14 protein-coding genes are annotated in these 17593 nt (G+C 74.6%); 7 read left to right on the top strand and 7 right to left on the bottom strand.

The genetic code is table 11. The features are described from left to right. Nucleotides 1-11 precede the first annotated feature (11 nt). From ESG85_RS16555 to ESG85_RS16545, 3 genes are all read right to left on the bottom strand, one after another. Nucleotides 12-974: an EI24 domain-containing protein gene (locus tag ESG85_RS16555; protein ID WP_246095080.1), complete on the bottom strand. Its 963-nt coding sequence runs from the start codon at nucleotides 972-974 to the stop codon at nucleotides 12-14. An 87-nt stretch (nucleotides 975-1061) separates the two neighbouring features. Continuing rightward, complete coding sequence (locus tag ESG85_RS16550; protein WP_128979997.1) at nucleotides 1062-1484, bottom strand: organic hydroperoxide resistance protein; 423 nt, start codon at nucleotides 1482-1484, stop codon at nucleotides 1062-1064. 64 nt (nucleotides 1485-1548) lie between these two features. Further along, the gene (locus ESG85_RS16545) at nucleotides 1549-2568 is read right to left on the bottom strand and encodes an NADP-dependent oxidoreductase (RefSeq protein WP_128979995.1); all 1020 of its coding nucleotides are present in this window, start codon (nucleotides 2566-2568) and stop codon (nucleotides 1549-1551) included. An 88-nt stretch (nucleotides 2569-2656) separates the two neighbouring features. Between ESG85_RS16545 and ESG85_RS16540 the strand changes: the two genes are divergently transcribed. Continuing rightward, nucleotides 2657-3103 carry a MarR family winged helix-turn-helix transcriptional regulator gene (locus ESG85_RS16540; protein WP_128979993.1) on the top strand — a complete coding sequence of 149 codons (447 nt, stop codon included), beginning with the start codon at nucleotides 2657-2659 and terminating at the stop codon, nucleotides 3101-3103. Nucleotides 3104-3190: 87 nt separating this feature from the next. Here ESG85_RS16540 and ESG85_RS16535 read toward each other — a convergent pair whose 3' ends face one another. After that, the gene (locus tag ESG85_RS16535; RefSeq protein ID WP_128979991.1) at nucleotides 3191-4084 is read right to left on the bottom strand and encodes an SCO2400 family protein; all 894 of its coding nucleotides are present in this window, start codon (nucleotides 4082-4084) and stop codon (nucleotides 3191-3193) included. A 122-nt stretch (nucleotides 4085-4206) separates the two neighbouring features. On the opposite strand from ESG85_RS16535, the gene ESG85_RS16530 reads away from it, so the two are divergent. From ESG85_RS16530 to ESG85_RS16505, 6 genes are all read left to right on the top strand, one after another. Then, nucleotides 4207-4827 (top strand): hypothetical protein, encoded by a 621-nt coding sequence (locus tag ESG85_RS16530; protein WP_128979989.1) that lies wholly within the window; start codon nucleotides 4207-4209, stop codon nucleotides 4825-4827. Nucleotides 4828-5260: 433 nt separating this feature from the next. Then, complete coding sequence (gene mreB / locus ESG85_RS16525) at nucleotides 5261-6316, top strand: rod shape-determining protein (protein WP_128979987.1); 1056 nt, start codon at nucleotides 5261-5263, stop codon at nucleotides 6314-6316. Nucleotides 6317-6363: 47 nt separating this feature from the next. Further along, nucleotides 6364-8055: a GAF domain-containing protein gene (locus ESG85_RS16520; protein ID WP_246095079.1), complete on the top strand. Its 1692-nt coding sequence runs from the start codon at nucleotides 6364-6366 to the stop codon at nucleotides 8053-8055. Nucleotides 8056-8152: 97 nt separating this feature from the next. After that, nucleotides 8153-9406, top strand: a complete 1254-nt coding sequence (locus ESG85_RS16515; protein WP_128979985.1) for an MFS transporter — start codon at nucleotides 8153-8155, stop codon at nucleotides 9404-9406. Nucleotides 9407-9426: 20 nt separating this feature from the next. Then, entirely contained in the window at nucleotides 9427-10881 is a 1455-nt protein-coding gene (locus tag ESG85_RS16510; RefSeq protein WP_128979983.1) for an acyl-CoA synthetase, read from the top strand. Beyond that, entirely contained in the window at nucleotides 10874-12220 is a 1347-nt protein-coding gene (locus ESG85_RS16505) for a carboxyl transferase domain-containing protein (protein ID WP_128979981.1), read from the top strand. The genes ESG85_RS16510 and ESG85_RS16505 overlap by 8 nt, the downstream gene beginning before the upstream one ends. A gap of 49 nt (nucleotides 12221-12269) precedes the next feature. On the opposite strand, the gene ESG85_RS16500 is transcribed toward ESG85_RS16505, so the two are convergent. The 3 genes from ESG85_RS16500 to ESG85_RS16490 all read right to left on the bottom strand — a co-directional run bounded on the left by ESG85_RS16500 (nucleotide 12270) and on the right by ESG85_RS16490 (nucleotide 17575). Further along, the gene (locus ESG85_RS16500) at nucleotides 12270-12449 is read right to left on the bottom strand and encodes a hypothetical protein (protein ID WP_128979979.1); all 180 of its coding nucleotides are present in this window, start codon (nucleotides 12447-12449) and stop codon (nucleotides 12270-12272) included. A 115-nt stretch (nucleotides 12450-12564) separates the two neighbouring features. After that, nucleotides 12565-16233: a S8 family serine peptidase gene (locus ESG85_RS16495; RefSeq protein WP_128979977.1), complete on the bottom strand. Its 3669-nt coding sequence runs from the start codon at nucleotides 16231-16233 to the stop codon at nucleotides 12565-12567. A 124-nt stretch (nucleotides 16234-16357) separates the two neighbouring features. Next, nucleotides 16358-17575, bottom strand: a complete 1218-nt coding sequence (locus ESG85_RS16490) for an MFS transporter (protein WP_128980209.1) — start codon at nucleotides 17573-17575, stop codon at nucleotides 16358-16360. Nucleotides 17576-17593 lie beyond the last annotated feature (18 nt).

Raw genomic sequence — 17593 nt, 5'->3', positions numbered from 1 at the left:
GGCGGGGCGGGTCAGCCCTGGGGCCAGGCCTGGGGCTGCGCCTGGACGGGAGTGTGGCCGACGACGGGGCCGTAGGCCTGGACGGGGCCGTGGCCCTGGACGGGGCCGTGGCCCTGAGCGGGCGTGTGGCCCTGCACGGGCGCGTGGCCCTGGGCGGGGGCGTGGCCCTGGGCGGGGGCGTGGCCCTGGGCGGGGGCCCGGTGGTCCTGCTCGTTCGCCTCGTCGTCCCGGTCGGCGGTCTCGCCGTTGAGTTCGCGGGCCATCAGCGTGGCGCCGGCGACCGCGCCCGGCATCAGCAGGACGGCGACGAAGGGGATGAGGAAGACGAGGGTGAGCGGGACGCCGAAGCCGAGGGCGGCCATGCGGCGGCCGCGCAGCAGGGCGAGCCGCTGCTTGAACTCGACGCCGCGGCGCTGGAGCGCCACCGCCGTGAGCTCCTCGGCGAGGAAGAAGCCGGAGACGCCGAAGCCGATGGCGGGGACGACGGTCTGGCCGACGACGGGGATGAAGCCGGCCGCGAAGAGCAGGATGCCGTAGAACGCGACCCGCAGCAGGACCCGGAGGCTGTCACGGGCGGAGATCCACAGCTCGCGCCAGAGCGGCAGCCCGGACTCGGGCGCCTCGCCGCTCTCGCTGCGGTCGACCGCCTCGGACAGCGACTCGTAGAAGGGCTGCCCGACGAGGAGCGTGACGGCGGTGAAGGTGATCACGGCGAGGAACAGTCCGAGCGCGAAGACCAGGAAGGTCAGCGTGCCGCGGAGCAGGCCCTGCCAGGGCGAACCCCAGTCGTCGGCGAACGGCGTCGCCCATGAGGTCAGGTCATCGGCGCCGTAGAAGAGACCGACGAGCGCACCCATGTAGAGGACGAAGGTGACGAGACCGGGCAGCAGTCCGAAACCGAACCAGCGCCCGTGGCCGGCGACCCACTTCTGGCCGCGCAGCAGATAACCGAAGCCCACCCCGAAATCACGCATGGCGCTCACCCTAGTGGGGACGGGAGGGAGGGCCGCACCCTGGTCGGTCAGGGTGCGGTCCTCGGTCCCAGTCTGCGTCCGGGAGGCTCAGACGGCCAGCTCGACCGTGATGTTGCCCCGGGTCGCCTTGGAGTACGGGCAGACCTGGTGGGCCTTCTCGATGAGGCCCTTGGCGGTCTCGGCGTCCACGTTCGGGATGGTCGCCGAGATCTTCACGATGATGCCGAAGCCCTCGTCGTTCTTGCCGATGCCGACCTCGGCGGTGACCGTCGAGCCGGAGATGTCGGCGTTCTCGTTGCGGGCCACGACGCCGAGCGCGCCCTGGAAGCAGGCGCTGTAGCCGGCGGCGAAGAGCTGCTCGGGGTTGGTGCCGGAGCCGGAGCCGCCCATGGCCTTGGGCGGGTTCACGACGACGTCCAGCTGGCCGTCGTCGGTGGCGACCCGGCCGTCGCGACCGTTCTGGGCGGTGGCGACGGCGGTGTACAGGACGTCGGACTGCGTGATCGACATGCTGTTGTCTTCCTTCTGCGGTTCGCCGCGACTCGCGCCCACGATCGCGACGGCTGAGGGAAGACTAGCGGGTCGCGGAAACGATCATCTTCCCGGTGTTGTCACCGCGGAGCAGACCGAGGAAGGCGTCCACGCCGTTCTCTATGCCCTCGACGTGGGTCTCGCCGTACTTCAGCTCGCCGGAGCGCAGCCAGCCGCCGACCTCCTGGACGAACTGCTGCTGCAGCCCGTAGTGGTCGCCGACGAGGATGCCCTGGAGGCGCAGCCGCTTGCCGATGATCATGGCCATGTTGCGCGGGCCGGGCACCGGCTCCGTGTCGTTGTACTGGGCGATCATGCCGCAGATGGTGGCGCGGCCGTGCACGTTGAGCGAGGAGATGGCGGCTTCGAGGTGGTCGCCGCCGACGTTGTCGAAGTAGACGTCGATGCCGTCCGGGGCGGCCTCCCGCAGCTGCTCCTTGACCGGGCCGTTCTTGTAGTTGAAGGCGGCGTCGAAGCCGAGCTCCTCGACGAGCCACTTCACCTTCTCGTCGGAGCCGGCGGAGCCGATGACCCGGGAGGCGCCCTTGAGCCGGGCCATCTGGCCCACCTGGCTGCCGACGGCACCGGCCGCGCCGGAGACGAACACGGCGTCGCCCTCCTTGAAGGAGGCGACCTCGAAGAGGCCGGCGTAGGCGGTGAGGCCGGGCATGCCGAGCACGCCGAGGTAGGTGGAGAGCGGGGCGAGCTCCGGGTCGACCTTGGTGGCGTGCTGGGCGGGCACGTCCGCGTACTCGCGCCAGCCGAGGCCGTGCAGCACGTGGTCGCCGACGGCGAAGCCCTCGGCGTTCGAGGCGACGACCTCGCCGACCGCGCCGCCGTCCATGGGGTGGTCCAGCTGGAAGGGCGGGATGTAGGACTTGACGTCGTTCATCCGGCCGCGCATGTACGGGTCGACCGAGAAGTGCAGGTTGCGCACGAGGATGCGGCCCTCGGCGGGCTCGGTGACGGGCTTCTCGCGGAGCGCGAAGTCCGCGGGGACGGGCCAGCCGTGCGGGCGGGTTACGAGGTGCCACTCACGGCTGGTCGCGGGGAGTACGGACATCGGGTTCCTCCTGAGAATGTTTCACCAACTGAAACAACCATGCGCCTACATATTTCATGTTGTCAAGCATCGGGGTACGATGGTTCCCATGCCCACCTCACGCACGGACCCCCTGACCCGCGAGGTCGTGGAACTCATCGGCTCGGTCGTGGCCCGCTACCACGAGGAGTACGAGGAGGCCGCGGCCGCGCACGCCCTCACCGGGGCGCAGGCCCGCGTCCTCGGGCTGCTCGCCCTGGAGCCCACGCCCATGCGGAAGATCGCCGAACAGCTCAAGTGCGAGCCGTCGAACGTGACCGGGATCATCGACCGCCTGGAGACCCGCGGCCTGGTCGAGCGCCGCCCCGACCCGGCCGACCGCCGCGTCAAGGTGGCCGCGCCCACCGACGAGGGCCGCGAGACGGCCCGCCGCCTGCGCGACTCCCTGCATTTCGCCCGGGAGCCGCTGGGCGAGCTCACCGAGGTCGAGCGCACCCTGCTGCGCGACCTGCTCAAGCGCATGCTGGGCGTGCCGGCGGAACCGACGGGCGCGTAGGAGCCGGGACGCAGGGGGCGGGCGCACGGGCCCGGGCCTGCGGCCCTCGCCGGCCGCCCTCGGCCGGGCCCCGTCAGGGGCACGCCCCTACACGCACCACCAGAGGAACCAGTTGCACGTCGGTTCCGGGCTCGGGGTGACGCTCGGCGTCGGCGTGCCGGAGGACGGGCCGGGCGTCGGGTCGCTCGCCGTGGGCGTGGCGGTGCCACTGGGCGTACGGGTGGGAGCCGTAAGGCCGCCGGTCGTCGCCCTCGGCGAGGGCCCCGATCCGTCGCCCGGCCCGTTCCCGGAGCCCGGGCCCGTACCCGTATCCGAGCCCGTTCCCGTGCCCGTACCGGAGCCCTTCCCCGTACCCGTGCCGTCGCCCGCGCCGTCCTCGCGGCCGGAGCCGCCGGACGGGTGCGCCGTGCTCGTCGGGCGCGCCGTGCCGGACTCCACCGGTCCCGGGCCGTCGGGGCGGCCGCTGTCGGACGGCGCCGGCTGCTCCGGGTCGAGGGTCTCCTCGACGGCGTCCTCCTGCTCGACGGCCGTGGCGGGGCCGCCGTCGCCCGGCGGTTCGAGGGCCAGCTTGGCCATGCTCAGCGAACCGGCCGCGAGCACGAGACCAAGCGTGGTGAACAGGACCGTACGGCCACGCCGCGAGCGGGCCCGGCGCCCGTTCCGGCCCGCGCCCCGGGCACCGGCGGCACCGCCCTTGGCGCGGCGGCGCGCGGCGGCGCGCCCCTCGGCCGGGCGGGGCGGTTCGAGCGGGTCCAGTTCGTAACGGAACTCCGGACCGAGGTCCGGACCGAGGTCCGGACCGGGCTCCGGCGTGAAGGACGACGGGGCGACCGCCGGTTCCGGTGCCGGTGCCGTCGCCGCCGCGGGCGGTGGGAAGGACGTGGGGGGAGCGAAGTACCGCAGCTCTTCGGCGGAGGTCCCGCAGCCCGCACAGGCCAGGGCGCCGTTGAGATGCCGTCGGCACTGGTGGCAGTAGTCCATGGCGCCCGCAGGCTATGCGGCCCGGCGACGTCGCTGATAGCCGCGAACGTGAGGATCCTGTGAGGAAACCGCAGGTCGTCGGCGCGCCGCCACGATTCTCCCCCTTCGGGCAGGATGGGCGCATGACCCCTGCCGCCCGTATTTCCACCCCCTTCGGGCCGTACGAGTTCCAGCTCGTCCTGCTCCGCCGGATGGCGGACCATCAGGCCGGGCTCGTCGACGAGGCGCTGCACCAACTCGGTGCCGGGCACACCGAGATGCGCGCGGCCAACAAGCGCTGGCAGGCGTGGGCGCACGCGCGGCGCGGGGCCGGTGAGCTCGACCGCTACCGGCAGGTCCTCGGCGAGCCGGAGGCCCGGCACGCGGTGCGCGGCGGCCCCGCGGACGGCGGGAGCGAGGCGTGGCTGTGGCCGGTGCCACTCTGGCCGGAGCTGCGGTTCACCGCACTGGTCGGCCCGGGCCGGGCCGTCTGGACCCGCACCCTGACCCGCGCACCCGGCGCACCCGCGCCGCGACTGCGCACCGCCGGGGACCTGCGCCCCTGGCAGTGCACGATCGACGAGGTCTGGCGCGCGTTCCGCGACGTCGCACCGCGCGAAGGCGTGGGGCCGGCGCTCGCGCGGCTCGACTTCACCCTGCCCGACGGCGAGCGCACGGCGGCGGAGTTCGCCTGGGGCCTCCTCCAGCGCACCGCTCCCCCGTTGCCCACGCGGGGTGACGGGGGCGCGCCGCGGACGCCTTGACCGGATGCCGCCGGTCGGCTTGCCGACTGCCCGCGCCGGACCAGCCACTCACCGCCCGCCCGCCCCGCCCGGCCCCGGATCCCCGGCCCCCGGCCCCCGGCCCCCGGCCCCCGGCCCGACGGAACAGCCGGACAGCGGCCCGGCAGGCCCCGCGGAACCGCCCCGTACCCGCCCGTCCGGGCTCAACCCCGCGCCCCCCGTAGCCGCCCGTCCGGGCTCAACCCCGCGCCCCCGTACCCGCCCGTCCCGGGCTCGCCACGCACCCCCGTCCCGCCCGAAGCCCTGCCCCGGACCTGACGCTCCGCCAGTGACCGCTCGCCCCCGGGCGGCTCAGCTCAGCGCGCGCCGCGTGCGGCGCGGCAGGACGATGCCATAAGGACCGCGCTCCGCGCGCCGCCTCGCCCGTGCCAGCACCGCACTCCGGAGGACCGCCGTGACCGTCAGCCTTGAGCAGCTGCGCCGCTGCCATGTCGCCGTCGACCTGGGCGCCGCCCGCACCCGTGTCTTCGTCAAGGGCGCCGGACTCGTCGTCGACGAGCCGTCCGTCGCCGCCGTCAACACCCGCACCGGCGCGCTCATCGCCGTCGGCGCGCTCGCCGAGAAGATGACGGGCCGCACCCCCGACTACATCCGGGTCGTCCGCCCGGTGTCCGGCGGCACCGTCGTCGACATCGAGATGGCCCAGCGGATGCTCCGTCACCTCCTCGGCGACAAGCTCCGCCGCCAGCTGCGCCGCAAGCCCCGGCTGCGCGCCGCCGCCTGCACCCCGCACGACAGCGACCCACTCGCCCAGCGTGCCGCCGTCGAGACCCTCGTCGGCCTCGGCGCCCGCCGGGTGGAGCTCGTCGACACCCTGATCGCGGCGGCCGTGGGCTGCGGACTCCCGGTCGAGCAGCCGACCGCCACCATGATCATGGTGTGCGGCGCGGCCACCACCCAGGTCGCGGTCCTCTCGCTCGGCGCGATCGTCACCGCCGAGCGCATGCCCGTCGGCGGCGACGCCATCGACCACGCCGTCATCCAGCACCTGCGCCACCAGCACGAGCTGATGCTGCCCAGCCAGTCCGTCCGGCCGCTGCAAGTGGCCCTCCACGGCAACGGCCTGACGGCCCAGGGCCCCACGTTCACCGAGATCCACGGCCGTGACGTGGCCACCGGCCTCGCCCGCTCGGTGACCGTCGACACCGCCGCCGTGCGCGAGGCCATCCAGACCCCGCTCACCTCCGTCCTCGACGGCATCGGCAAGGTGCTCCGCGACTGCCCGCCCGACCTCGTGGCCGACCTCGCCGACCGCGGCATCATGATGGTCGGCGGCAGCGCGCTGCTCCCCGGCCTCGACCAGATGCTGCGCGAGGCGACCGGCATGCCCGTGCACATCGCCGAGCGACCCGACGTCTGCGCCGTGCTCGGCCTCGGCGCGATGCTGGAGGGCCGCATCCAGCCGCTCGTCCTCGACCCGCTGGCCGAGGACGCGCCGGACGCCGGGTAGCCGTCACCGGGAAACCGAAACCGGGCGTTTCATACGACAATGAACCCATGTCGATCATGGACGCAGACAGGGACGACGGCACGGACGACAGCACGGACAACGGCAATCCCGAAGGCGCGGACCGCGGAACGGGCCACAGGACGGACCACAGACCCGACCACGGAACGGACCGCGGCACCGCCGCGCCCCCGGCCGCGCACCCCGCCCGCAACCCCGCCGACGACACCGCCGCAGGCGCCGACGAAGCCTCCCGCCTGCCCCCGCTGCTCGACGCCGTCCTCGGCGTCGGCAGCGAGCTCGAACTGCGGCCCACCCTCCAGCACATCGTGGAGACCGCCACCGCGCTGACCGGCGCCCGCCTCGGAGCGCTCGGGGTGGTCGACCCCGAGCGCCGCCGGATCACCGAGTTGTTCACCTCCGGCATGACCGAGGAGCAGCGGCGGCGGATCGGCCGGCTGCCCGACGGTCACACCGGGCTCCTCGGCGTCCTCGTCCAGGACCCGCAGCCGCTGCGGCTGGACGACGCGGCCGCCGACCCGCGCTCCGCCGGCGTGCCCGAGGGCCACCCCGAGGTGCGTTCCTTCCTCGGCGTGCCCATCCGCGTCCACACCGAGGTGTTCGGCAACCTCTACCTCACCGACAAGAGCACCGGCCCCTTCACCGAGGAGGACCTGGCGCTCCTGCGGGTCCTCGCCTCCCAGGCGGGCATCGCCATCGGCAACGCCCGCCTGTACGAGACGGCCCGTCAGCGCGAGCGGTGGATCGAGGGGGCGGCGGCCGTCACCACCGCGCTGCTCGCCGGGAAGCCCGCCGAGGACGCCCTGACGACGGTCGCCGAGCGGGCGCGGCTGCTCGCCGGCGCCTCCGCCGGGGTCGTGCTGCAGCCGACGGAGGAGGGCGGCATGGAGATCGTCGCCGCGTCCACGCCCGACGACCCGGGCGACCTCGTCGGCACCACGATCGCGCCCGGCTCGCCCGTCCTGGTCCAGCTGCTCGGCGGCGAGCCCGTGTTCGTCGAGGACTCGGCCACCGATCCCCGGATGACCACCCACGTCCGCAGCCGCTTCGGGCCGTCGATGATGCTGCCGCTGCAGAGCGGCGGGAAGCTCATCGGCACCCTCGCGCTGCCCCGTCGGCGCGGCGACCGCCCGTACACGGCGGTGGACCGGCTGCTCGCCTCCCAGTTCGCCTCGCAGGCCGCGCTCGCCCTGGTCCTCGCCGACGCCCAGCACGACCGCGAGCAGCTCGCCGTCTACGAGGACCGCGACCGGATCGCCCGCGACCTGCACGACCTGGTCGTCCAGCGCCTCTTCGCCACCGAGATGATGCTGGAGTCGACCCGGCGCCGGGCGGGCGGGCACGAGGTCGACGCGCTGCTGGGACGGGCCGTCGACGAGCTGGACTCCACGATCCAGGAGGTCCGTACGACCATCTTCGCGCTCCAGCAGCCGCCCGCCGACGCCCCGGCGTCCTTCCGCGGCCGGGTGCTGCGCGAGACCGGCGGTGCGGCGGCGCTGCTCGGCTTCCAGCCGTCCGTGCACTTCTCCGGCGCGGTCGACACCCTCGCCGACGAGGCCTCGGCCGACCGGCTGCTCGCCGCCCTGCGCGGCGCGCTCGCCGCCGCCCACCGCCGCCCCGGGACCGGCGCGGTGACGGTGGACGTGACCGCCGACCAGACCGGCCTGCGGCTGCGCGTCGAGGACGACGGCACCCCGCCGACGACGGTGACCTGGCCCTGAACCACCACGGCTCGCCGTCCTCGGCGGTTCGCCCCACGGCTGCCCGTACGGAGTAGTCCCGCGCGCACGCCCACCGCCACCGATCTTGACTGAGGACGTGGACACCGAAGCGAAGCCCGCCGCCCCCGCGGCGCAGATCCCCGCGGCCGCCTACCGGAACCTCCTGACGGCCACCGTCGGCTTCACCCTCACCTTCTGGGCGTGGGACCTGATCGCCCCGCTCGGCAGCTGGTACGGGGACCGGCTCGCGCTCAGCTCGTTCCAGCAGTCGCTGCTCGTCGCCGTCCCGGTGCTCGTCGGCTCGCTCGGCCGCATCCCGGCCGGCGCGCTCACCGACCGGTACGGCGCCAAGCTGATGTTCCCGCTGGTGTCGGCCCTCACCATCGTGCCCGTCCTGCTCCTGATCGTCGTCAAGGACAGCTACGGCCTGATGCTCCTCGTGGCGTTCCTGCTCGGCCTGGGCGGCACGACGTTCGCCATCGGCGTCCCGCTGGTCAACTCCTGGTTCCCGCCCGACAAGCGGGGCTTCGCGCTCGGCGTCTTCGGCATGGGCATGGGCGGTGTGGCGCTGTCCGGCTACTTCACCCCGCGCATCGCCGAGCACGGCGAGAACCTGCCGTTCGTCGTGGTGGCGATCGCGCTCGCCGCGTACGCGGTGCTGGCCGCGCTGCTCATCAGCGACCGCCCCGACCGGCCCGTGCCGTCCGCTTCCCTCGCCCACCGCCTCGGCCGGGCCGGGCGGCTCCGGGTCACCTGGGAGCTGTCCGCGCTGTACGCGATCGGCTTCGGCGGCATCGTCGCCTTCGGCGTCTACCTGCCGACGTATCTGAAGACCTGGTACGAGCTCGACCCGACCGACGCGGGCACCAAGGCCGCCGGGTTCGCCCTGGTGACCGTCGTCTTCCGGCCGGTCGGCGGCTGGCTCTCCGACCGGATCCACCCGGCCCTGGTGACCGCCGTCGCGCTCGGCGTCGTCGCGCTGTTCGCCATCGTCCAGGCCTTCGACCCGCCGCTGGACCCGGGCGGCACGCTCGCCCTGCTCGTCATGGCCGCAGGTCTGGGCACCGCGAGCGGCTCGGTCTTCGCGCTCGTCTCCCAGGTCACGCCGCAGCCCCAGGTCGGCAGCGTCACCGGCATCGTCGGCGCGATGGGCGGCCTCGGCGGCTTCGTCCCGCCGCTGGTCATGGGCGCTATCTACAGCGCCAAGGACTCGTACTCGATCGGCTTCATGCTGCTGTCCGACCTCGCGCTCGCGGGCTGCGTCTACGCGTACGGCCGGATGCGGAACGCCCGCCCGGACGGCGACACGCCGGTCCCCGACGTGAGCAAGGTCGCAGTACGCCGTCCCTGACGGCTGGGCAGAATGCGCCCATGAGCGCCCTGTTCCCGGCCTTGAAGGCCCGATCCGACCGGCCCGCCCTGCGCTTCGGCGCCGACACCCTGACGTACGGGGAACTGGCGCGCGCCGCCGGCGCCCTGGCCTCCCGGCTGCGGGACGCCGGGCGGGTCGCCGTCTGGGCCACGCCCACGGCGGAGACCGCCGTCGGCGTCCTGGCCGCGCTGCTCGCCGGCGTGCCGGCCGTCCCCCTCAACCCCCGGACCGGCGCACGCGAACTGGCGCACATCCTCGGCGACAGCGAGCCCGGCGTGGTCCTCGCGGGCGCCGGCGACGAGCTGCCGGCGGGGCTCGCCGCGCTGCCGCGGATCGACGTGGACGTGCGCGCGGCCGGACCGCTCGCGGAGGAGCCGGACGACCTCGGGGCCGCCGCCCTGATCGTCTACACCTCCGGGACGACCGGCCCGCCCAAGGGCGTCGTCCTGTCCCGGCGCGCGCTCGCCGCCTCCCTGGACGCGCTCGCGGACGCCTGGGCCTGGACGGGCGAGGACGTGCTCGTGCACGGGCTGCCGCTGTTCCACGTCCACGGACTGGTCCTGGGCGTCCTCGGGCCGCTGCGGCGCGGCGGCGAGCTGCGGCACCTGGGCGGATTCTCCGTCGAGGGGGTCGCGAAGGAGCTCGGGGGCGGCGGCGGCACCATGCTGTTCGGCGTGCCGACCATGTACCACCGGATCGCGGAGGCACTCCCCCACGACCCCGCCCTGGCCCGGTCCCTGGCGGAGGCCCGGCTGCTCGTCTCCGGCTCGGCGGCGCTGCCCGTGCACGACCACGAGCGGATCACGGCGGCCACCGGGCGGACGGTGATCGAGCGGTACGGCATGACCGAGACGCTCATGAACACCTCCGTGCCGGTGGGATCGGGCCCGCGGCCCGGCTCGGTCGGACTGCCCCTCGGCGGCGTCGGGCTGCGGCTGGCGGAGGAGGACGGTTCCGTGCTGGACGCGTACGACGGCGAGACGGTCGGCGAGATCCAGGTGCGCGGCCCGAACCTGTTCACCGGGTACCTCAACCGCCCGGACGCGACGGCCGCCGCCTTCACCGGGGACGGCTGGTTCCGCACCGGCGACATGGCGGTACGGGAACCCGACGGCTACGTCCGGATCGTGGGCCGCAAGGCGACCGACCTCATCAAGAGCGGCGGCTACAAGATCGGCGCCGGCGAGATCGAGAACGCGCTGCTCGACCACCCCGGCGTCCGCGAGGCCGCCGTCACCGGCGCGCCCGACCCCGACCTGGGCGAGCGGATCGTCGCCTGGGTGGTCCCGGCGGACCCGGCCCGCCCGCCGGAGCCGGCGGAACTCGCGGACCACGTCGCCTCGCTCCTCGCCCCGCACAAGCGCCCCCGCGAGGTCCGCTACCTGGCGGAGCTGCCCCGCAACGACATGGGAAAGATCCTGAAGAAGGCGCTGCCGGAGGCCGGCCGTGGCTGAGCGGCTCACCGCCCGGGAGGCGGTCGCCCTGGTGACGGACGACTTCGCCCCGGTCGCCGTGCCCGCGGGCCGGCCCGACCCGCTCGGCTGGCCCGGCTACGACGCCTCCCGCGCCCGGGCCGCCGAACGCACCGGCGAGGACGAGTCGGTCCTGTACGGGACGGCGACGGTCGGCGGACGGCCGTGCGTCCTCGCCGTCTTCGAGTTCGGCTTCCTCGGCGGCTCGCTGGGCCGCTCGGCGGGCGACCGGCTGGTCGACGCGTTCGCGGAGGCCGGTGCGCGGCGGCTGCCGCTGGTGTCGCTGGTCGCCACCGGCGGCAGCCGCATGCAGGAAGGCATGATCGCCCTCACCCAGCTCCAGCGCGTCGCCGCCGCCGCGGTGCGCCTGCGCGCGGCGGGCGTGCCGCACGTGACGGTGCTCCGCGACCCGTCCACGGGCGGCGGCTGGGCCACGGTCGGCGCCGGCGCGGACGTCGTCCTCGCCCTTCCGGGCGCGCAGGTCGCCTTCGCGGGATCCCGGGTGCGCCCGGCGCGGGCGGACCCGGCCGCGTACACGGCGGAGGACCAGTTCCGGCACGGTCACGTCGACGCGATCGTCCCGCCGGACGGTCTGCGCGGCACGCTCGCGCTGTGGCTGCGCCTGCTCACCCCCGGCGACCCGTCCGACCGCCCCGCTCCCCCGCCCCGTGCCCTCGGCGGGCGCTCGCTGCCCGGCAGCGGCTGGGACGCCGTACGGCAGGCGCGGGACGAGCGGCGGCCGCGCGCCGGGGCCTATCTGGACGCGTACTTCGACGTGCGGGCGACGGTCGGCGGGGACCGGGCCGGCGGCGCGGACGCCGGGGTGGAGTGCGGGTTCGGCGTGCACGACGGGCGGGTGGTGGCGTACGCCGCGCAGCTCGGCGGGGCGACCCGGCCCGCCGGGTTCCGGACCGTGGCGCGTCTGGTGCGGCTCGCGGACCGGCTCGGGACCCCGGTCCTGACGCTGATCGACACGCCCGGTGCGGCCAACGACGCCGAGGCCGAACGCGCGGGTGCGGGGCCGGCCATCGCGGAGGCCTTCACGGCCATCGCCGAGGCCCGCACCCCGGTCACCTCGCTGCTGGTCGGCGAGGGCGGCTCGGGCGGCGCCCTCGCCCTCGCCGCGCCGGGCAACACCTGGGTGACGCCGGACGCCTACTTCTCCGTCATCGCGCCCGAACTCGCCGCCCAGATCCTCAAACGCCCGCCCTCGGAGGTCCCGTCCACGGCCGACGGGCTCCGGCTGCGGCCCCAGGACCTGGTGGACCTGGGGGTGGTGCGGGGGATCGTCGGACACGGGGAAGCCCCCTCGGTCCGATGACCGAGGGGGCTTCCCCGCCGTGCCCCGGAAGGAGGGCGCGGCGGCCGGCTCAGTCCTCGCCCTGGCAGAAGCTGAAGTCGCCGCAGACGACGACCGTGTTCTCCGACTCCACCACGGTCACGTTCGGTTCGTCGCTGCCGTATCCGTCCCAGCCGTGGGCGAGCGCCGTGCCGGAGCCGGTGAGGACGACGGCGGCGGCCAGGGCCGCCGTGGCGATGAGCTTGCGCATGAAAACCTCCTGACGAGCGGGGTTGCTCATGTCGGAGCCTGTCTTCGGCATGGGACAGCAGCAAGTGCGCGCGCGCTGGCGGGAGTCAGGTTGACCCGTTCGGCGGGAGCGTCCGTCAGTTCACGCCCACCGCTCGGATGATCTCCTGCGTGACGGCTCCGCCCCGGTCGTCGCTCGCGCCGGCCCGCAGCGAGACGGACGCCGCGCCGCGCGGGACCCGCAGCTCGCCGCGCCACCGGGAGTCCAGCGCCACCCGCTGCCAGGTCGTGCCCTCGTCGTACGAGACCTCCAGGGTGCCGTGCCCGATGGTGCCGGTGCCGGCGGCGCCCCGCACGTACTCGGCGAAGATCCGTACGGGCACCCGGCCGCCGGACCGGACGTCACCGGAGAGGTCGGCGTCGAGGTCGAAGCCGAGGTTGATCAGCGGCAGACGGGTGATCCGGTCGGACGGGGTCTCGGCGGAGCGGAAGGTCCACTCGGCGTGGCCCCTGGTGCCGAGCCGCCAGCGGGCCGGGTCGAGCGTGGTGTCGGTGACGACCTTGTAGGTCGCCTCCTCGGCCGGCGCGTCCCAGGCGTAGGCGCCGGAGCTCGTCTTGCGGTCGACCAGGGTGCCGTTCACGTACACCTCGGTGAACTGGGTCATCGAGTCGTCGCCCCACACGTTGCCGAAGCCGGTGTGGTCGGGGCCGGAGTCGCCCCAGCCGGGGGTGTTGAACCGCAGGTCGTTGCCGACGCGCTCCTGGCCCCAGCCGAGGCCGGTGCCGAGCCACGGGTGCCAGACCGGCTCGAACCAGTCCTTCCGGACCTGGCTGCCGCCCCGGTACACGGACCGGCCGCCGCGCTGCTCCAGGGAGTCGCCGAGGTCGACGGACTCGTGCCACTGCTGGCCGGTGCCGGTGGAGACGTACTCGGTGCGCTCCGCGGGGAAGGCGATCCGCTCCTTGAAGCCGAAGCCGATCCGGAAGGTGTCGGTGATCGAGTAGCGGAATTCGCCGCCGAGTTCCTTGCGGGCGGTCGGCATGTGGTACGCGGCGCGGACCGTGGCGAGTTCGTCGTCGCCGGGCCGGTAGACGAGTCCGCGGTCCGGGACGGCGCCGGGGTGGCCCTCGGAGAGGTCGTACACGTAGGACGGGTACGCCCGGCCGGTCAGGTCGACGCGCTGGCCGCGCGCGGCGGCCGAGGCCAGTCGGGCGCCGTCGGCCGCGTCGACGGTGGCGACCGGCAGCGGCCGGTCCTCGTAGCCGGCGGTGCCGAACCAGGTGTTCAGCCGGCCCGGGGTGTCGTCGGTGACGAACAGGACCGCGGCGCCCGCGTCCTGGGCGTTCTGCGCGATCTCGACCGGCGTCAGCGCCCCGGCCCTGACCAGGACCGCCTTGCCCTTCACGTCCTTGCCGGCGTATTCGGCCGCGGTTCCGGTGCCGGCGTCGACGAGGGCGGGCCGCGAGCGGCCCTCCGGCGTGCCCGAGCCGGGCTGGCGGACGGCCTCGGAAAGCCGGGCGCCGCCGGCGCGCACCTCCAGGCCCGGCTCGCCGAGACGCCACACGGTGCGGTACTCGAAGGTGCCGGTGGCGGGCTCGCGGGTCGGGGCGGCGAACACGGAGTCGTACTTCACGGGGACCTGGACGGCGCCGCCGTAGGAGGCCCCGTTGGCCTTGCGGTCGAACTCCATCAGGAGCTGGCGGGTCTCGGTGCGCCGGTCGACCTCGGCGCGGACCTCCCGGAGCCGCCGTCCGTCGAGGGTGATCTCGCGGTCGCGGTCGAGGACGATCTCGGGATCGGTGAGGAAGCCGAGGCCGAGCGAGTCCTCGCCGTGCGAGCCGCGCACGTCGAGGAAGGTGTCGACGGTGTACGTGCCGGGCTTCAGGCGCAGCCGGAGCGTGCCGGACTCGCCGACGGCGGCCGGGAAGGGGTCCTCGCCGGCGGCCAGCTTCTGCACGCCGAGGAAGGCGGGTGCCGGGGCGCCGTCGCGGTCCCTGACGTGGACGGTGAGGGTGTGGCGCTCCTCCTCCTTGACCAGGCCGAGCGCGGTGTGCGCGACCGGCGTGCCGCCCGCGGTGGCGGTGATCCGGCCGGAGCTGGTGCCGACGGGCGCCTTCGTGCCGTCGCCGGTGACGGTGGTGCTCGCGGTGCCGTGGGCGGGGACGGTGAGGGTGTCGGCGGCGAGGGTGGCGGTGCCGTCGGGCATGCCCTCGACGGCCAGGCGCAGTTCGACGGGCGCGTCGGTGGCGTTGGCGTAGGTGACGGTCCTGGTGACCGGCTTGTTCTCCTCGTACGGCCAGGAGTGGAAGCCGAGGTCGGCGGAGCCGGTGGCGGTGACGTCCGCGGTGATCGCGGCGGCCACGTCGACCCGGCCGGCGCCGAGGTCGTAGGCCGGGTCGGGGAGCGTCTTGGCGGAGGACATCAGCGCGTTCTTGAGCTGGGCGCCGGTCCAGTCGGGGTGTTTCTCGGCGAGCAGCGCGGCGACGCCGGCGACGTGCGGGGTCGCCATCGACGTGCCGCTCATGGAGGTGTAGAGGCCGCTGCCGGAGGCGAGTTGCGAGCGGGCGGCGAGGATGGCGACGCCCGGCGCGGAGAGGTCGGGCTTGAGGGCCTGGTCGCCGTGGCGGGGGCCCTTGCTGGTGAAGTAGGCGGCCTGGTCGGCGGAGTCGACGGCGCCGACGGTCAGCGCGGCGTCGGCGGCGCCGGGCGAGCCGATGGAGCCGGGGGTACCGGAGTTGCCGGCGGCGATGACGAAGAGGGCGCCGGTCTCGGCGGACAGCGCGTTCACGGCCTGGGCCATGGGATCGGTGCCGTCGCTGGGCTCCCGTGAGCCGAGGCTCATCGAGACGATCCTGGCGTCGATGTCGCGGGCGGCCCACTCCATGCCGGCGATGATCTGCGACTCGGTGCCGGAGCCCTCGTCGCTGAGGACCTTGCCGACGGCGAGGGTGGCGCCGGGGGCGACGCCCTTCTCCAGACCGTCCGAACCGGCGCCGCTGCCGCCGACGGTGGAGGTGACGTGGGTGCCGTGGCCGTCGCGGTCGGCGACCTCCTGGCCCTCGATGAAGGACTTCGACTCGGCGACCCGGCCGGCGAGGTCGGGGTGGCCGAGGTCGGCCCCGGTGTCGAGGACGGCGACCTTCACGCCCTTGCCGGTGAGCCCGGCCTCCCACGCCTTGGCGGTGCCGATCTGGGCGTTGGACTGGGCCATGGCGGCCTCGACCCGGCCGTCGAGCCAGACCTTGCCGCCCGCGGAGCGGGTGGCGGGCGAGGTGAACGACCGCCAGAACGCGGCCGGGTCGGTCGCCTCCACCGCCGCGCCGCCGATGCTGGGCAGGGCGCGGACGGTCCGGGTGCCGCGCGGGGCGGCGGCGTGCGGCGTGGCGGCGCGGGCGCCGCCGCCGTACGTGACGATGAGCGGCAGTTCGCCGGTGAGGCCCTGTTCGATGAGGCCGGTGACGTCGAAGAGCCGCTCGTCGAGGGCGCCGGACGCCAGGTAGGGCCGGGCCTCGTCGGGTATGACGGTGATCCGGTCTCCGGACAGTTCGCTGCGTACGGCCCCGGTGGCGCCCGCGGGCCGGTCGACGGTGACGGTCCTCCGGCCGCCGTCGAGTCCGGTGACGGTGACCCGGTCGCCCGTGACGAGGGTGACGGTGGCGCTCTGCGGTCCGGCGGCCTTGAAGGTGGCCGGTACGGCGGTGGCGGCGGTGCCTCCGGCAGCGGCGGTCTGCCCTGCCGAGAGCAGCACCAGGGAGATGCCCGCGGCGAGCAGCCCGGCCCTTCCTCCCATGGAAGGTCTGATCATCGACGCACTCCTCGGCACCCGGGGGAAGGGGTGGGTCCGGGTGTCGCGAGGAGTCTGTTCCGTACGGCGGTGGTTGAGAACGCGACGGCCTGGCGGCTATGTGCCGTGGCGGCCAACCGCCAGATCAGGCCGTGGGGTTGAGCGCGTCGTACCGGCGGAAACCCTTCCCGTACAGGGCGAGCAGGCCGATCGCGAGGACGCAGGCGAGTCCGCCGCCGGTGACGGCGACGGTCGGCGAGGTGAGGTCGGCCACCGAGCCGGCCAGGAAGTCGCCGAGCCGCGGGCCGCCCGCGACGACCACGATGAACACCCCCTGGAGCCGGCCGCGCATGTCGTCCGGGGCCGCGACCTGCATCATCGTGTTCCGGAAGATCATCGAGACGGTGTCGGAGTAGCCGGCGAGGGCGAGCAGCAGCAGGCCGAGCCAGAGGTTCCTGGTGAGACCGAAGAGGGCGATCGCGGTGCCCCAGGCGGCGACGGAGAGCAGGATCGCCTGCCCGTGGTGGCGGATCCGGCCCTGCCAGCCGGACAGCACCCCGCCGAGCAGCGCGCCGAACGCCGGTGCGGCGACCAGGAGTCCGGTGGTCTTGGCGTCGCCGCCGAACCAGAGCACGGCGACGGCCGGGAACAGCGCCCGCGGATGGGCCAGGATCATCGCGCAGAAGTCGGAGAAGAACGTCATGCGCAGGTTGGGGCGGGTGGCGAGGAAGCGCAGCCCGTCGAGGACGGAGGCGCGCTTGGTGCCGGTGCGCTCGGGCAGCATCGAGGGCAGCCGCCACATCGCGTAGAGGGAGGCGGAGAAGGCGATCGCGTCGATGAGGTACGCGGTCTGGTAGCCGGCCAGGCCCACGACGACACCGCCGAGGCTGGGCCCGACGAGGGTGCCGAAGGTGGTGGTCATGGAGTTGAGCGCGTTGGCGGCGCGCAGCTGCTCGGCGGGCAGCAGGCGCGGGATCATCGAGCTTCGGGCGGGCGCGTTGAGCGCGGCGCAGACCGCCTGCAGGGAGACGATGCCGTAGAGGAACCAGACCCGGTGGAAGCCGGCGAACGCGGCGACGGCGAGGGCGGCGGACAGCACGGCGAGGCCGGTGGCGCTGACCAGGCCGAGCTTGCGCCGGTCGACGGTGTCGGCGATGGCCCCGCCGTACAGGCCGAAGACGACCAGCGGGACGAGCGTGAAGAGGCCGACGAGCCCGACGGCGAACGGCGAGCGGGTGATGTCGTAGACCTGGAGGGAGATGGCCAGGGTCGTCATGCCCTGCCCGATCCAGGTGACGGTGTTGCCGAACCAGAGGCGGCGGTAGTCGGCGGAGGTACGGAGCGGGGTCAGGTCGGCGAACAGCCGATGCTTCTCGGGCTC

It is taken from the genome of Streptomyces roseicoloratus, assembly GCF_004117935.1.
GTDB lineage: Bacteria > Actinomycetota > Actinomycetes > Streptomycetales > Streptomycetaceae > Streptomyces > Streptomyces roseicoloratus.
Note: the sequence above shows the minus strand (reverse complement) of the source record. Positions and strands in the feature narration are given on the sequence as shown.

Coding starts and splice junctions, on each gene's coding strand:
- ESG85_RS16555 (WP_246095080.1), bottom strand. CDS start 974: ATGCGTGATTTCGGGGTGGGCTTCGGTTATCTGCTGCGCGGCCAGAAG.
- ESG85_RS16500 (WP_128979979.1), bottom strand. CDS start 12,449: ATGCGCAAGCTCATCGCCACGGCGGCCCTGGCCGCCGCCGTCGTCCTC.
- ESG85_RS16535 (WP_128979991.1), bottom strand. CDS start 4,084: ATGGACTACTGCCACCAGTGCCGACGGCATCTCAACGGCGCCCTGGCC.
- ESG85_RS16540 (WP_128979993.1), top strand. CDS start 2,657: ATGCCCACCTCACGCACGGACCCCCTGACCCGCGAGGTCGTGGAACTC.
- ESG85_RS16530 (WP_128979989.1), top strand. CDS start 4,207: ATGACCCCTGCCGCCCGTATTTCCACCCCCTTCGGGCCGTACGAGTTC.
- ESG85_RS16495 (WP_128979977.1), bottom strand. CDS start 16,233: ATGATCAGACCTTCCATGGGAGGAAGGGCCGGGCTGCTCGCCGCGGGC.
- ESG85_RS16550 (WP_128979997.1), bottom strand. CDS start 1,484: ATGTCGATCACGCAGTCCGACGTCCTGTACACCGCCGTCGCCACCGCC.
- ESG85_RS16520 (WP_246095079.1), top strand. CDS start 6,364: ATGTCGATCATGGACGCAGACAGGGACGACGGCACGGACGACAGCACG.
- ESG85_RS16510 (WP_128979983.1), top strand. CDS start 9,427: ATGAGCGCCCTGTTCCCGGCCTTGAAGGCCCGATCCGACCGGCCCGCC.
- ESG85_RS16545 (WP_128979995.1), bottom strand. CDS start 2,568: ATGTCCGTACTCCCCGCGACCAGCCGTGAGTGGCACCTCGTAACCCGC.